The 13,522-nt window shown below is 70.1% G+C and carries 13 protein-coding genes and 1 pseudogene; 9 read left to right on the plus strand and 5 right to left on the minus strand.

From position 1 onward, the window contains the following. Positions 1 to 6: 6 nt before the first annotated feature. The 3 genes from AQI70_RS34160 to AQI70_RS39875 all read right to left on the minus strand — a co-directional run bounded on the left by AQI70_RS34160 (position 7) and on the right by AQI70_RS39875 (position 2,076). On the minus strand, positions 7 to 1,353 hold the full coding sequence (locus AQI70_RS34160; protein ID WP_062156319.1) for an MFS transporter: 1,347 nt from the start codon (positions 1,351 to 1,353) through the stop codon (positions 7 to 9). Positions 1,354 to 1,465: 112 nt separating this feature from the next. Then, on the minus strand, positions 1,466 to 1,921 hold the full coding sequence (locus AQI70_RS34165; protein WP_244181954.1) for a DUF5959 family protein: 456 nt from the start codon (positions 1,919 to 1,921) through the stop codon (positions 1,466 to 1,468). 11 nt (positions 1,922 to 1,932) lie between these two features. Continuing rightward, positions 1,933 to 2,076: a hypothetical protein gene (locus AQI70_RS39875; RefSeq protein ID WP_208607500.1), complete on the minus strand. Its 144-nt coding sequence runs from the start codon at positions 2,074 to 2,076 to the stop codon at positions 1,933 to 1,935. Between the two features lie 61 nt (positions 2,077 to 2,137). On the opposite strand from AQI70_RS39875, the gene AQI70_RS34170 reads away from it, so the two are divergent. The 5 genes from AQI70_RS34170 to AQI70_RS34190 all read left to right on the plus strand — a co-directional run bounded on the left by AQI70_RS34170 (position 2,138) and on the right by AQI70_RS34190 (position 6,836). After that, positions 2,138 to 3,223: an S-(hydroxymethyl)mycothiol dehydrogenase gene (locus AQI70_RS34170; protein ID WP_062156320.1), complete on the plus strand. Its 1,086-nt coding sequence runs from the start codon at positions 2,138 to 2,140 to the stop codon at positions 3,221 to 3,223. After that, positions 3,223 to 3,855, plus strand: coding sequence for an MBL fold metallo-hydrolase (locus AQI70_RS34175; protein WP_062156321.1), 633 nt, complete (start codon positions 3,223 to 3,225; stop codon positions 3,853 to 3,855). The genes AQI70_RS34170 and AQI70_RS34175 overlap by 1 nt, the downstream gene beginning before the upstream one ends. A gap of 197 nt (positions 3,856 to 4,052) precedes the next feature. Further along, entirely contained in the window at positions 4,053 to 4,415 is a 363-nt protein-coding gene (locus AQI70_RS34180; RefSeq protein ID WP_062156322.1) for a bifunctional 3-phenylpropionate/cinnamic acid dioxygenase ferredoxin subunit, read from the plus strand. Further along, positions 4,412 to 5,575, plus strand: a complete 1,164-nt coding sequence (locus tag AQI70_RS34185) for an NAD(P)/FAD-dependent oxidoreductase (RefSeq protein ID WP_079051595.1) — start codon at positions 4,412 to 4,414, stop codon at positions 5,573 to 5,575. Before AQI70_RS34180 ends, AQI70_RS34185 begins: the two co-directional genes overlap by 4 nt. 130 nt (positions 5,576 to 5,705) lie before the next feature. Beyond that, positions 5,706 to 6,836, plus strand: coding sequence for an aromatic ring-hydroxylating oxygenase subunit alpha (locus AQI70_RS34190; protein WP_062156324.1), 1,131 nt, complete (start codon positions 5,706 to 5,708; stop codon positions 6,834 to 6,836). Position 6,837: 1 nt separating this feature from the next. Here the strand turns inward: AQI70_RS34190 and AQI70_RS34195 are convergent, their stop codons facing one another. Continuing rightward, complete coding sequence (locus tag AQI70_RS34195) at positions 6,838 to 7,584, minus strand: IclR family transcriptional regulator (protein WP_062156325.1); 747 nt, start codon at positions 7,582 to 7,584, stop codon at positions 6,838 to 6,840. Between the two features lie 201 nt (positions 7,585 to 7,785). Here AQI70_RS34195 and betA point away from each other — a divergent pair, with 201 nt between their 5' ends. From betA to AQI70_RS34210, 3 genes and pseudogenes are all read left to right on the plus strand, one after another. Then, on the plus strand, positions 7,786 to 9,456 hold the full coding sequence (betA, locus tag AQI70_RS34200; RefSeq protein ID WP_062156326.1) for a choline dehydrogenase: 1,671 nt from the start codon (positions 7,786 to 7,788) through the stop codon (positions 9,454 to 9,456). A 3-nt stretch (positions 9,457 to 9,459) separates the two neighbouring features. Further along, the gene (locus tag AQI70_RS34205; protein WP_062156327.1) at positions 9,460 to 10,296 is read left to right on the plus strand and encodes a methylenetetrahydrofolate reductase; all 837 of its coding nucleotides are present in this window, start codon (positions 9,460 to 9,462) and stop codon (positions 10,294 to 10,296) included. A gap of 36 nt (positions 10,297 to 10,332) precedes the next feature. Then, a pseudogene (locus tag AQI70_RS34210) lies at positions 10,333 to 10,861 on the plus strand (alpha/beta fold hydrolase). A gap of 77 nt (positions 10,862 to 10,938) precedes the next feature. Here the strand turns inward: AQI70_RS34210 and purU are convergent. Continuing rightward, entirely contained in the window at positions 10,939 to 11,820 is an 882-nt protein-coding gene (gene purU / locus AQI70_RS34215) for a formyltetrahydrofolate deformylase (protein WP_062156328.1), read from the minus strand. A gap of 217 nt (positions 11,821 to 12,037) precedes the next feature. Here purU and AQI70_RS34220 point away from each other — a divergent pair, with 217 nt between their 5' ends. After that, complete coding sequence (locus tag AQI70_RS34220; RefSeq protein WP_062156329.1) at positions 12,038 to 13,507, plus strand: aldehyde dehydrogenase family protein; 1,470 nt, start codon at positions 12,038 to 12,040, stop codon at positions 13,505 to 13,507. Positions 13,508 to 13,522 lie beyond the last annotated feature (15 nt).

Raw genomic sequence — 13,522 nt, forward strand, 5'->3', positions numbered from 1 at the left:
TCCCGGTCAGTCGCGAGTCTCGGTGTCCAGCGGTGATCCGTCCGACGTCTCGCGCATCCGAATGTAGACGAGCAGCGAGATCAGGACGCAGGCGGTGACGTAGTAGAAGTACCAGCTCTCGTGACCGGCGTTCTTGAACCACAGGGCGACGTACTCCGCGGTCCCGCCGAACAGGGCCACGGTCAGCGCGTAGGGCAGTCCGACGCCCAGCGCCCGGATCGACGTGGGGAACAGCTCCGCCTTCACCACCGCGCTGATCGAGGTGTACAGGGAGCTGACCGCCAGCGGCCCGACCATGAGCAGGAACGCGTACACGGGATCGCTGGTGTGCGACAGCAGGGTGAGCGAGGGCACCACCACCACGGCGCCCAGAACCCCGAACGCGATCAGCATCGGCCGCCGCCCCACCCGGTCCGACAACAGCCCCATGACCGGCTGCAGCACCACGAACACCAGCAACGCGAAGAAGTTGATCCAGGCCGCCGTCGGCTTGGCGATGCCGCTGGTGTTGACCATGAACTTCTGCAGATACGTGGTGTACGTGTAGAAGAACAGCGTGCCGCCCATGGTCAGCCCCACCACGACCAGGCACTGCCGGGGGTAGGACAGCAGCAGCCGCAGGCTGCCGCGCGCCGGGCCGCCGTCCTCCCGGTCCCCGTCCGCCTCGGCCGCCGCACGCTCGAAGCTCTCCGACTCGTCCATGCCGCGCCGCAGCCACAGCACGACGATCGCCCCCGCGGCGCCGACGACGAACGCGACCCGCCAGCCCCACGCGTCCATCTGCGCGCCGCTGAGCACCTGCTGCAGGACGATCTGCAGGCCGAGCGCTGTCAACTGGCCGGCGATGAGCGTGACGTACTGGAAGCTGGAGTAGTAGCCGCGCCGGCCGGGGGAGGCCACCTCCGACATATAGGTGGCCGACGTCGAGTACTCACCGCCCACGGAGAGGCCCTGCAGCAGCCGCGCGGCCACCAGCAGCACCGGCGCGGCGACCCCGATGGCACCGTACGACGGGGTCAGCGCCACGATCAGGGAACCGGCCGCCATGAGCGTCACCGACAGCGTCAGCGCCGCCCGGCGGCCACGGCGGTCGGCGTAGCGGCCGAGGGCCCACCCGCCGATGGGGCGCATCAGGAAGCCGACGGCGAACACCGCGGCGGTGTTCAGCAGCTGGGCGGTCTGATCGCCGGACGGAAAGAACGCGGCGGCGAAGTACACGCTGAACGCGGTGTACGCGTACCAGTCGTACCACTCGATCAGGTTGCCGATCGATCCGCGCACGATGTTGCTGACGACCCTGCGCTCGCCGCGGCGTGGCTCCTGCGCACGCACGGCCGTGGTCTGTGTGGCCATCGAGAACTCCCTTGTCTGCGGCCCGGGAGCACACAGAGTCGACGGCACGGCAGGGCCGTTCAACAGCGCGAACGAAGTCCTAACAGTCCCTTAGGACAGAGCCTGCGTGATCTCAGTCCTCGTCGAGGGGCCAGGTCTTCCAGGCCAGGTCGAGGCGCTGGTACGCGTCGTCGAACCAGGTGTCGGTCAGCGGGACGGTCACCGTCACGGTCGTCAGGGACATCGCGTGGTCCCTGATCGTGACGCGGCACCGGTCGTCGTCCTCGTCGAGTTCGATGAACAGCCAAGGGGCGCGTGTGCCTTCACGCCATGCGATGTCCTGGCCGGTGTCGAGCATGTCCAGGGCCCGCTGCCACTGCCGCAGGTCCTCCGCGAAGAGCCAGGTCCTGAGGCTGCCGCGCACGAAGGGGGTGTCGACGTGGAACTCCGCGACCAGGGCATCGGCCTCATCGGGACCCCCGCGTGCCTCCTTGCCCGTGATACGGAGGATGACGCGGTTGCCCTCGCCCTCCAGATGGATCAGGTCGACCGGCTCCTCCGCCACGAGGGCACCTCCCAGCTCGCACATGTGGTCCCACCCTAGTCATCCGCGCGGATGCCGATCGACGAAGGTCCGGGCGAAGCGGCCTGCGGCTCGCGGAGCCGGTCGTGGGCGGTGCCGGGGGACCGCCCGTCGCGCTCCTTGACCCCCGGTCGGCCGTCCACGATGCTGTGTTGCGGCACATGAGATGTGTGCCGTAATGAGCAACATCTGATTCCGGTCTCGACCAGCCGAGGAGTGGCCATGACGCACCAGGTCCGTGCTGTCGTCGCGCGGGGCAAGGGCGCCCCCGTCAGCCTGGAGACGATCGTCGTGCCCGACCCGGGTCCGGGTGAGGCGCTGGTGAAGATCGAGGCCTGCGGGGTCTGCCACACCGACCTGCACTATCGCGAGGGCGGCATCAACGACGACTTCCCGTTCCTGCTGGGCCACGAGGCCGCGGGGGTGGTGGAGTCGGTGGGGGAGGGCGTCACCGACGTCGCCCCCGGCGACTTCGTCATCCTCAACTGGCGGGCCGTGTGCGGCCAGTGCCGGGCCTGTCTGCGCGGACGGCCGTGGTACTGCTTCAGCACCCACAACGCGAAGCAGAAGATGACCCTCACCGACGGCACCGAGCTGTCGCCGGCGCTGGGCATCGGCGCGTTCGCGGAGAAGACCCTGGTCGCGGCCGGGCAGTGCACCAAGGTCGACCGGACCGCGTCGGCGGCCGCCGCCGGTCTGCTGGGATGCGGCGTGATGGCGGGCATCGGCGCGGCCATCAACACCGGGAACGTCGGCCGGGGCGACTCGGTCGCCGTCATCGGCTGCGGCGGGGTCGGGGCCGCCGCGATCGCCGGGTCGAACCTGGCGGGCGCGGCGAAGGTCATCGCGGTGGACATCGACGACCGCAAGCTGGAGACCGCCAGGAAGCTGGGCGCGACCCACACCGTCAACTCCAGGGACGCGGACGCGGTCGAGGCGATCCGCGAGCTGACCGGCGGCTTCGGCGCCGACGTCGTCATCGAGGCGGTCGGCCGCCCGGAGACGTACCAGCAGGCGTTCTACGCCCGCGACCTCGCCGGCACCGTCGTCCTGGTCGGCGTGCCCACCCCGGAGATGAAGCTCGAACTGCCGCTGCTGGACGTCTTCGGCCGCGGCGGCGCGCTGAAGTCGTCCTGGTACGGGGACTGTCTGCCCTCCCGCGACTTTCCGATGCTCATCGACCTGTATCTGCAGGGCCGGCTCGACCTGGACGCCTTCGTCACGGAGACCATCGCGCTGGACGAGGTCGAGAAGGCCTTCGAGCGGATGCACCACGGCGACGTGCTGCGCTCGGTGGTGGTCCTCTGATGGCCGGCGCCCGCATCGAACACCTCGTCACCTCGGGGACGTTCTCGCTGGACGGCGGCACCTGGGACGTCGACAACAACGTGTGGATCGTCGGCGACGACACCGAGGCGATCGTCATCGACGCCGCCCATGACGCCGAGGCGATCGCCCGGGCCGTCGGCGGGCGCACCCTGCGGGCCATCGTGTGCACCCACGCCCACAACGACCACATCGACGCAGCTCCCGAACTCGCGGCCCGCACGGGTGCCCCCGTCCTCCTCCACCCGGACGACCTGCCGCTGTGGAAGCAGACCCACCCCGACCGGGCACCGGACGCCGAACTGGCCGACGGTCAGGTCCTCACGGTGGCCGGCGTCGAGCTGACCGTGCTGCACACGCCCGGCCACGCCCCGGGCGCGGTCTGCCTGTCCGCGCCGGCCCTGACGGCCCTGTTCAGCGGCGACACCCTGTTCGCCGGCGGGCCGGGGGCGACGGGAAGGTCGTACAGCCACTTCCCGACCATCATCGAGTCGATCCGGGACCGGCTGCTGACGCTGCCGGGGGAGACCGTCGTGCACACCGGACACGGTGACACGACGACTGTTGCCGCCGAGGCCCCGCACTTGCGGGAGTGGATCGACCGCGGCTTCTGAACGCTCCCCTCGGGGTGCTCCGTGTGGCGCCCGTTCCGCCTGTTTCCGCAGGTGGACCGGGCGCTTCGGGCTGCCCGGAGGACGGGCGGCCGACCCGTGCGAGCGAGGCCTTTTGACGCCTTGACAACGCTTCTGGGCGGCCCGCAGACTGGCGTTGCGCTTACCGCAATCCGTTTCGCTATACGCACCGAGGTGTCATGATGATTCCCGCGTGCCGTCTCGAGGACCTCCCGCGAGGCGAAGCCCACCGGCTCGACATCGATCCGCCGGTCTCGGTGTTCCACACCGACGACGGCGAGCTCTTCGCCATCGACGACACCTGCACCCACCAGGACGCCTCGCTCGCCGACGGCTGGCTGGATGGCTGCGAGGTGGAATGCCCGCTGCACGCCTCGAAGTTCGACCTGAGGACCGGCGCGGTCGACGCCCCGCCGGCCAAGCTTCCGGTCCGGACGCACGAGGTCGTCGTCGAGGGCGGCATGATCCACGTCCGGCTGTCGACGGACGCGCCCAACCTGCCGCCCTGCGTCGCAGCCCGGCTCGCCGGGGGCCCCGCGTGAGGACGGTCGCCGTGGTCGGCGCCTCACTGGCCGGCCTGTCGGCGGCGCGCTCGCTGCGAGGGCAGGGCTACGACGGGCGGCTGGTCGTCGTCGGGGACGAGCTCCACCGCCCGTACGACAGGCCCCCGCTGTCCAAGGAGTTCCTGGCCGGCACCCTCGGTGAGGCCGAACTCGCCCTGGAGGCGGACGACGAGGATCTGGGGGCGGAGTGGCTGCTCGGTGCCCGGGCCGTCGCACTCGACCACACGGGCGGTGCCGTCCGGCTCGCCGACGGACGTGAGGTGCGCGCCGACGGCTTCGTCATCGCGACCGGCGCCGCGGCCCGCACGCTCCCCGGCTCCGCGGGCCTGGCCGGAGTGCACACCCTGCGCACCCTGGACGACGCCCGCGCGCTACGGGACGAACTGGCCCGCGGCGGACGGCTGGTGGTGATCGGCGGCGGGTTCATCGGCGCCGAGGTCGCCTCCACCGCGTACACCCTCGGACTCGACGTGACCGTCGTGGAGGCGGCACCGACCCCGCTCGCCGGACCGCTCGGCGAGGCCATGGGCGCCCTCGTCTCCGCCCTCCACGCCGACCACGGGGTACGGCTGTTGTGCGGCGTGGGCGTCAAGGGGCTGAGCGGGGAGAGGCGTGTCGACGCCGTCCTGCTGGAGGACGGCCGTACCGTCCCCGCCGACATCGTCGTGGTCGGTGTCGGCGCGCGTCCGTGCGTCGAGTGGCTGGAGGGTTCCGGCATCGCGCTCGACAACGGCGTCAAGTGCGGCGCGGACGGCCGCACCAGCCTGGCCGGCGTCGTCGCGGTCGGCGACTGCGCCAACTGGTACGACCCGCGCGCGGGCTGCCATCGCCGCGTCGAGCACTGGACCGGCGCGCGCGAGCGCCCGGGCGCCGCGGTGGCCACGCTGCTGGCGGGGGGAGCGGTGGAACCGGGTGTGCCCCGGCCGCCGTACTTCTGGTCCGACCAGTACGGCGTGAAGATCCAGTTCGCCGGTCACGCGGCCGGCGCCGACAGCGTCACCATCGAGGCCGGCGCCGCGGACGACCGCGACGTCCTGGCCGTCTACCGGCGGGCCGGGAACCCGGTCGCCGTGCTCGGGATGAACCAGCCGCGGCTGTTCACGCGCTGGCGCAAGCAGCTCGCCGCCACCACATCTTGACACCGCCCCAGGGGCATCCCATGCTTCGGTTGCGCACAACGCGCAGCGTTGCACGATACACAACGCCGTCCGGAGTCGCTCTTCCCGGCGCGTGAATGACCCCTCCACGACGTTTCCCGAGGAGTGCACCGTGACCTCGACCAGCCTGCCGGACAGCCTGATCGCCACCCTCCCCGGCTCCTCCTACACCGACCCGGGGATCTTCGCCCAGGAGCAGGAGCGCATATTCGAGACCATGTGGTTCTGCGTCGCGCGCGCCTCCGACCTCGCGAAGCCCGGCGCCTTCCGCACCGTCGACGTGGGCCGCGAGAGCATCCTCGTCACCCGGGCCCGGGACAACTCGATCCGCGCCCACTTCAACGTCTGCCGGCACCGTGGCGCCAAGCTCTGCACCGAGGAGTCCGGCGAGGTCAAGCGGGCCTTCCAGTGCCCCTACCACGCCTGGACGTACGACCTGAACGGCAAGCTTGTCGCGGCGCCCAACCTCACCAAGATGCCCGACGTCGGGCGCACCGAGTACGGCCTGGTGAGCGTGGCCGTACGCGAATGGCTCGGCTATGTCTGGGTGTGCCTCGCCGAGAACCCGCCCTCCTTCGAGGAGGACGTCGTCGGCGAGGTCGTCGCCCGCCTCGGCGACGTCGAGTCGATCGAGCACTACGACATCGAGAACCTCTCCGTCGGCAGGCGGATCGTCTACGACGTGAAGGCGAACTGGAAGCTCATCATCGAGAACTTCATGGAGTGCTACCACTGCGCCACCATCCACCCCGAACTCACCGAGGTCCTCCCGGAGTTCGCGGACGGCTACGCCGCGCAGTACTACGTCGGCCACGGCGCGGAGTTCGGCGAGGAGATCCGGGGCTTCACCGTCGATGGCTCCGAGGGCCTGGACCGGATCCCGGGCGTCGCACAGGACCAGGACCGCCGCTACTACGCCATCACCGTCAGGCCGCAGGTCTTCATCAACCTCGTCCCCGACCATGTGATCTTCCACCGGATGTATCCGGTGTCCGTGGACCGCACGGTCGTCGAGTGCGACTGGCTCTACCTCCCGCACGTCGTCGAGAGCGGCAAGGACGTCAGCCGGTCCGTGGAACTCTTCGACCGGGTCAACCGCCAGGACTTCGAGGCGTGCGAACGCACCCAGCCCGGCATGAGCTCCCGGATGTACGCCAAGGGCGGCGTGCTGGTGCCCAGCGAGCACCACATCGGCGCCTTCCACGACTGGGTCAGCGAGCGCCTGGGCACCCTCCAGGGGTGACTCAGCCCAGGTAGCCCATCCGGTGGCTGATCTCCTCGGCGCCCTTGAGCAGCACCGGGGAGAGCTCGTGCAGGCGCTCCTCCGTGAAGCGGTAGGCGGGGCCGGAGGCGCTGAGCGCCGCGATGACCTCGCCGTCCCGGTTGCGGACCGGCGCGGCCATGGCGTGCAGACCGATCTCCAGCTCCTCCAGGGTGAAGGCGTAGCCCCGCTCCCGCGCCTCGGCGAGGTTCTTCTCAAGCTTCGTCTTCGCGGTGATGGTGCGCGGGGTGACCTTCTTCATGCCGGCGGCGGACAGCAGCGCGGCGCGCTCCTTCGCGGGCAGATGGGCCAGCAGGATCTTCCCGCTCGACGTGGCGTGCAGCGGGGTCAGCTGGCCGACCCAGTTGTGCGCGGTGACCGCGCCCGGGCCGCGCACCTGGTACAGGTTGATCGCGTAGTGCTCCTGCATGACGGCGATGTTGACGGTCTCGCCGATCTCCTCGGCGAGACGCTCGCAGACCGGACGGCCCTGCTGGGTGATGTCGATGCGCCCGGTGACCGCGCCGGCCAGACGGACGATGCCGAAGCCGAGCCGGTACTTGCCGCGCTCGCCGGCCTGCTCCACCAGACCGCGCGCCTCCAGGGCACCGAGAAGACGGAAGGCGGTGGACTTGTGTACGTCGATCTCGCCCGCAACCTCGCTGACGCCCGCCTCGCCACGCTGGGCGAGGATCTCCAGGACGCTGATGGCGCGGTCGACCGACTGCACGCCGCCGGCCTGCGAATTCGACGTTTCTGTGTCAGGGCTGAAGTTGCTCACAGTAAAACTATACGCGTAGTAAACAACATCCTTGCAAGTAACGACGCCGAAAAAAGGGCTCGGGAAGTTGCGTCGCTCGCAACCTGGTGCGCATGACGCTACCCGTCTAGCATGCCTCGCGTATCTACGGCGCGAGCGAGACGAGGCACCATGGCTCCCCTGCAATACGACTTCGTCATCGTCGGTGGCGGTTCGGCCGGCAGCGCACTGGCGAACAGACTCTCCGCTGACCCGGCGAACCGGGTCCTGGTACTGGAAGCGGGCCGGTCGGACTACCCGTGGGACGTCTTCATCCACATGCCCGCGGCGCTGACCTACCCGATCGGCAGCCGCTTCTACGACTGGAAGTACGAGTCCGAGCCCGAGCCCCACATGGGCGGCCGGCGCATCTACCACGCGCGCGGCAAGGTGCTGGGCGGCTCCAGCAGCATCAACGGCATGATCTTCCAGCGCGGCAACCCCATGGACTACGAGCGCTGGGCCGCCGACCCGGGCATGGAGACCTGGGACTACGCGCACTGTCTGCCGTACTTCCGGCGGATGGAGAACTGTCTCGCGGCCGACCCCGACGACGAGTTCCGAGGCCACGACGGCCCTCTCGTCCTCGAACGCGGCCCGGCCACCAACCCCCTCTTCGACGCCTTCCTCAAGGCCACCCGGGAAGCGGGCTACGCCCCCACCGACGACGTCAACGGCTACCGGCAGGAAGGCTTCGCCAAGTTCGACCGCAACGTCCATCGCGGACGCCGCCTGTCGGCCTCCAAGGCGTACCTCAAGCCCGCGATGAAGCGGCCGAACCTCACCGTCAGGACGCGCGCCCTCGTCACACGCGTCCTCTTCGAGGGCAGGCGCGCCGTCGGCGTCGAGTTCCAGCGCGGCCGGGGCGCCCGCCGGCAGGTCCGCGCGGGGGAGGTCATCCTCTGCGGCGGCGCCATCAACTCCCCGCAGCTGCTCCAGCTCTCCGGCGTCGGCAACGCCGACGAACTGCGCGCCCTCGGCATCGACGTCGTCCAGGACCTCCCGGGCGTCGGCGAGAACATGCAGGACCATCTGGAGGTCTACGTCCAGTACGCCTGCAAGCAGCCCGTCTCCATGCAGCCGTACATGGCCAAGTGGCGCGCCCCCTTCATCGGGCTCCAGTGGCTCTTCCGCAAGGGCCCGGCCGCCACCAACCACTTCGAGGCCGGCGGCTTCGCCCGCAGCAACGAGGACGTCGACTACCCCAACCTGATGTTCCACTTCCTGCCGGTCGCGGTCCGCTACGACGGCTCCTCGCCCGCCGGCGGCCACGGCTACCAGGTGCACGTGGGACCCATGTACTCCGACGCCCTCGGCTCGGTAAAGATCAAGAGCAGGGATCCGCGCGAACACCCGGCACTGCGCTTCAACTACCTCTCCACCGAGCAGGACCGCCGCGAATGGGTCGAGGCGATCCGCGTGGCCCGCAAGCTCCTCAACCAGCCCGCACTCGCCCCCTACAACGGAGGGGAGATCTCGCCGGGACCGTCGGTGGAGACGGACGAGGAGATCCTCGCCTGGGTCGCGAAGGAGGGCGAGACCGCCCTGCATCCCTCCTGCACCTGCAAGATGGGCACCGACGAGAAGTCGGTCGTCGACCCCACCAGCATGCGGGTGCACGGCGTGGACGGCCTGCGTGTCGTGGACGCCTCCGTCATGCCCTACGTCACCAACGGCAACATCTACGCTCCCGTCATGATGATCGCCGAGAAGGCCGCGGACCTGATCCTCGGCAAGGAACCACTGGCGCCGTCGAAGGCCGCGTACTACCGCCACCGCGACGCCCAGAAGCAGACGGGGTAGACATTGCACACCGCAGGGCTCCGGGCGCTGCTGCACAGCGTCCGCTACGAGGTGCTGCCCGCCAAGGCCACCGAGGACAAGGTCCTCGCCCATGTCCCGCGCGACGTCGTCGTCACCGTGACGGCGTCGCCGGTCAAGGGCCTGGAGCCGACCCTCGACCTCGCCGCCCGGCTCGCTTCGCACGGCTACCGGGTCGTCCCGCATGTGCCGGCCCGGCTCCTGCGGGACGACCTGCACCTCAAGGACGTCACGGGCCGGCTGCGCGAAGCGGGCGTGGACGACATCTTCCTCCCGGCCGGTGACGCCGACCCGCCCGCCGGGGTCTACGACGGGGCGCTGCCGGTGCTGCGCAGGCTGAGCGAGCTGGGCGGGCCCTTCGCTCACGTCGGCGTCACCGGCTACCCCGAGAGCCATCCGCTCCTCCACGACGACGTCACCGTCCAGGCGATGTGGGACAAGCGCGAGCACGCCACATATCTCGTGAGCAACCTCTGCTTCGACCCGCGGGTGCTCGGGGAGTGGATCACGCGCATCCGGCGCCGAGGCGTTGCCCTGCCGCTGTACGTGGGTGTCGCCGGGCCCGTGCAGCGGGCGAAGCTGCTGGCGATGGCGACGAAGATCGGGGTGGGGGAGTCGACGCGCTTCCTGACGAAGCACGCCTCCTGGTTCGCGCGTTTCGCGGCCCCCGGGGGGTATGCCCCCGAGAGGCTGCTGATCCGGACGGAGAGGGCGCTCACGGCACCCTCGGCGCGGGTGGCCGGTCTGCACCTGTTCACGTTCAACCAGATCGCCGAGACGGAACGGTGGCGCCGCGCGCTGCTGGACCGGCTGGGGCGCTGAACCAGGAGAAGGACGGCAACGGACAACGACTGCAAACTGCCCCGAACCTTCACCAGCACCTCAGGTGACGTCCGCTGGGACCGGCTGGGCCCTCCCGGCCGACCGCCGGTCGCCCTTCTGCGCGGCACGCCCTTCTCCTCGTACGTCTGGCGTGCCGTCGCCCGCTCGCTCGCCCGGGTCTTCGCCGAGCTCCTGAGCCACTGGGGCCTGGCCGAACCGCTCATCGTCGCCCACGACTTCGGCGGTGCCGCCGCCCTGCGGGCGCACCTCCTGCACGGGGCCCGCTACCGGGCCCTCGCCCTGGTCGATCCGGTCGCGCCGGCGCCGTGGGGGTCCCTGTTCTTCCGGCTGGTCGGTGAGCGCTCCGGCGTCTTCGAACAGTTGCCGTCGGCGCTCCACGCCGCCCTGGTGCGTGAGTACGTCGGTTCCGCCAGCGGCCTGGATCCCGGTGGCGAAGGGGCGCGAGCTCGCCGCTCTCGTCCCCGGCGCGGGCCACCTCGTCCAGGAGGACGCTCCCGCGGAACTCACGGCCGCGCTCCTCGCCTTCCTCCAGCAGCCGCCGTGACCGGGGAGCGGCGTGCCCGGGTCCGTATACGACGGGGGCGGGACCGCAACCCGATCCGGCTCCCGGGTGGCCGCCGTTCAGCGGAAGACCACCGTGCGGTTGCCGTCCACCATCACGCGGCTCTCGCTGTGCCACTTCACCGCGTGCGCGAGGACCTGAGCCTCCACGTCCCGTCCGACCGTGACCAGGTCGCCGGGGTCCAGCGAGTGGTCCACCCGGACCACGTCCTGCTCGATGATCTGGCCCTCGTCCAGGTCCGGCGTCACATAGTGCGCCGTCGCGCCGACCAGCTTCACTCCGCGCTGGTAGGCCTGCTCGTAGGGGCGAGCCCCCTTGAAACTGGGGAGGAAGGAGTGGTGGATGTTGATGGCCCGGCCCTCCAGCTCCTTGCACAGGTCGTCGGAGAGGATCTGCATGTAGCGGGCCAGTACCACCAGGTCGATGTCCAGCTCGCGCACGAGCTCCAGCAGCCGGGCCTCGGCCTCGGCCTTGGTCTCCCTGGTCACCGGGATGTGGTGGAAGGGGATGCCGTACGTCTCCGCGAGTCCCTCGAAGTCCCGGTGGTTGGAGACGATCGCGGGGATCTCGATGTTGAGGGCGCCGGTACGTTGCCGGAAGAGCAGGTCGTTGAGGCAGTGACCGAACCTGGACACCATGATCAGCGTCCGGGTGGGCGTGGCCGCGTCCCTCAGGGTCCAGGAGATGCCGTAGGCCTGGGCCACCGGACCGAACCGGTAACGCAGTTGCTCCCGGTCGACGTTCGGATCGGAGACGTCGAAGTGGACCCTCATGAAGAAGCGGTCCTGAAGTCGGTCGTCGAACTGCTGGCTTTCCAGGATGTTGCCGGAGTTCCTGACGAGAAAGCCGCTCACGGCGTGAACCAGTCCGGCGCTGTCCGGACAGGAAAGGGTCAGGACGTACTCACGGCCGGGGTGCGGTCGAGGGAACTTGGGGGACACATCGGCCTCCGCTGGTGCGCAATGCACAACATGATGAGCGATACGCAACATGGTCGGCTCGGGGTCGCTTGCGGTCAAGGGTGGCCGGGTAAGTGATCGGATGGCCAAATCGTCATCGGCCAACCTCTTGACGTCTGTCTGGACATTCGCCAGGGTGTTCCACCACAAGCAATCGGGTGCACGATGCGCAACGAATTTCGGTTGAAAGGCTCGGCGCGTGGCAGACCTGTATGTGGATGGCGAATGGCGGGACCCGGTGGCCGGCGGGCGCCGGGAGATCCGGTGTCCCGCTGACGGCACGCTCGTGGCGACCGTCTCGGAAGCGACGCGCCCCGACACGGAGGCGGCGATCACCGCTGCCCGCCGCGCCTTCGACGAGGGAACCTGGCCGAGCACTCCCGAGCGCGAGCGCGGCGCACTGCTGCTGCGCACCGCCGACCTCATCGAGCGCGACGCCAAGGAATTCGCCCGCGCGGAGTCCCTGGACACCGGCAAGCGGCTGGTGGAGAGCGAGTACGACATCGCCGATGTCGTCTCCTGCTTCCGCTACTACGGCGGGCTCGGCGGCACCGACGCCGGACGGGCGATCGACACCGGCCGCGACGACGCCGTCAGCCGCGTCGGGTACGAGCCGGTCGGCGTGTGCGGGCTCATCACCCCCTGGAACTACCCGCTGCTGCAGGCCAGTTGGAAGGTCGCCCCGGCGCTCCTCGCCGGCAACACGATCGTCCTCAAGCCCAGCGAACTCACCCCCTCCAGCTCGGTCCTGCTGATGCGGGCACTGGAGGAGGCCGGGCTCCCGGCCGGCGCCGCGAACCTCGTCCTGGGCGCCGGCCCCGAGGTGGGCGCACCGCTTTCGGAGGACCCGGCCGTGGACATGGTCTCCTTCACCGGGGGCCTGGAGACCGGCAAGCGCATCATGGCCACCGCCGCCGCGACCGTGAAGAAGGTCGCGCTGGAGCTCGGCGGCAAGAACCCCAACGTCGTGTTCGCCGACGCCGACTTCGCCACGGCCGTGGACTTCGCCCTCACGGCCGTCTTCCTGCACTCGGGGCAGGTCTGCTCGGCCGGAGCCCGCCTGATCGTCGAGGACTCCCTGCACGACCGCTTCGTCGACGAGGTCGTCCGGCGCGCCCGGCTCATCCGGCTCGGCGGACCCTTCGACCCCGACGCCGAGACCGGAGCGCTGATCTCCGCACAGCACCTGGCGAAGGTGGAGGCGTACGTGGCGGCCGGGCTCGCCGAAGGCGCCGTACTGCGATGCGGCGGCGCACGGCCCGACGACCCCACGCTGGCGAACGGCCACTTCTACCTGCCCACCGTGCTCGACGAATGCGGGCAGGACATGCGCGTGGTGCACGAGGAGTCGTTCGGGCCCGTGCTCACCGTGGAGCGCTTCACCGACGAGGACGACGCCGTACGCATCGCCAACGACACCGAGTACGGACTCGCCGGAGCCGTCTGGACGCAGGACGCGGGCAAGGCCCAGCGGGTCGCCCGGCGGCTGCGCCACGGCACGGTGTGGATCAACGACTACCACCCCTATGTGCCGCAAGCGGAATGGGGTGGCTTCGGGCACTCCGGCGTGGGCCGGGAGCTGGGACCGACGGGCCTGAACGAGTACCGAGAGCCCAAACACATTTGGCAGAACATCCAACCCCGGCCGCTGCACTGGTTCCGCGGCTGAACGCCGAAGAGAGGT

Source organism: Streptomyces curacoi, from assembly GCF_001513975.1.
Classification (GTDB): Bacteria; Actinomycetota; Actinomycetes; order Streptomycetales; family Streptomycetaceae; genus Streptomyces; species Streptomyces curacoi.

Coding starts and splice junctions, on each gene's coding strand:
- AQI70_RS34160 (WP_062156319.1), bottom strand. CDS start 1,353: ATGGCCACACAGACCACGGCCGTGCGTGCGCAGGAGCCACGCCGCGGC.
- AQI70_RS34165 (WP_244181954.1), bottom strand. CDS start 1,921: ATGTGCGAGCTGGGAGGTGCCCTCGTGGCGGAGGAGCCGGTCGACCTG.
- AQI70_RS34170 (WP_062156320.1), top strand. CDS start 2,138: ATGACGCACCAGGTCCGTGCTGTCGTCGCGCGGGGCAAGGGCGCCCCC.
- AQI70_RS34175 (WP_062156321.1), top strand. CDS start 3,223: ATGGCCGGCGCCCGCATCGAACACCTCGTCACCTCGGGGACGTTCTCG.
- AQI70_RS34180 (WP_062156322.1), top strand. CDS start 4,053: ATGATGATTCCCGCGTGCCGTCTCGAGGACCTCCCGCGAGGCGAAGCC.
- betA (WP_062156326.1), top strand. CDS start 7,786: ATGGCTCCCCTGCAATACGACTTCGTCATCGTCGGTGGCGGTTCGGCC.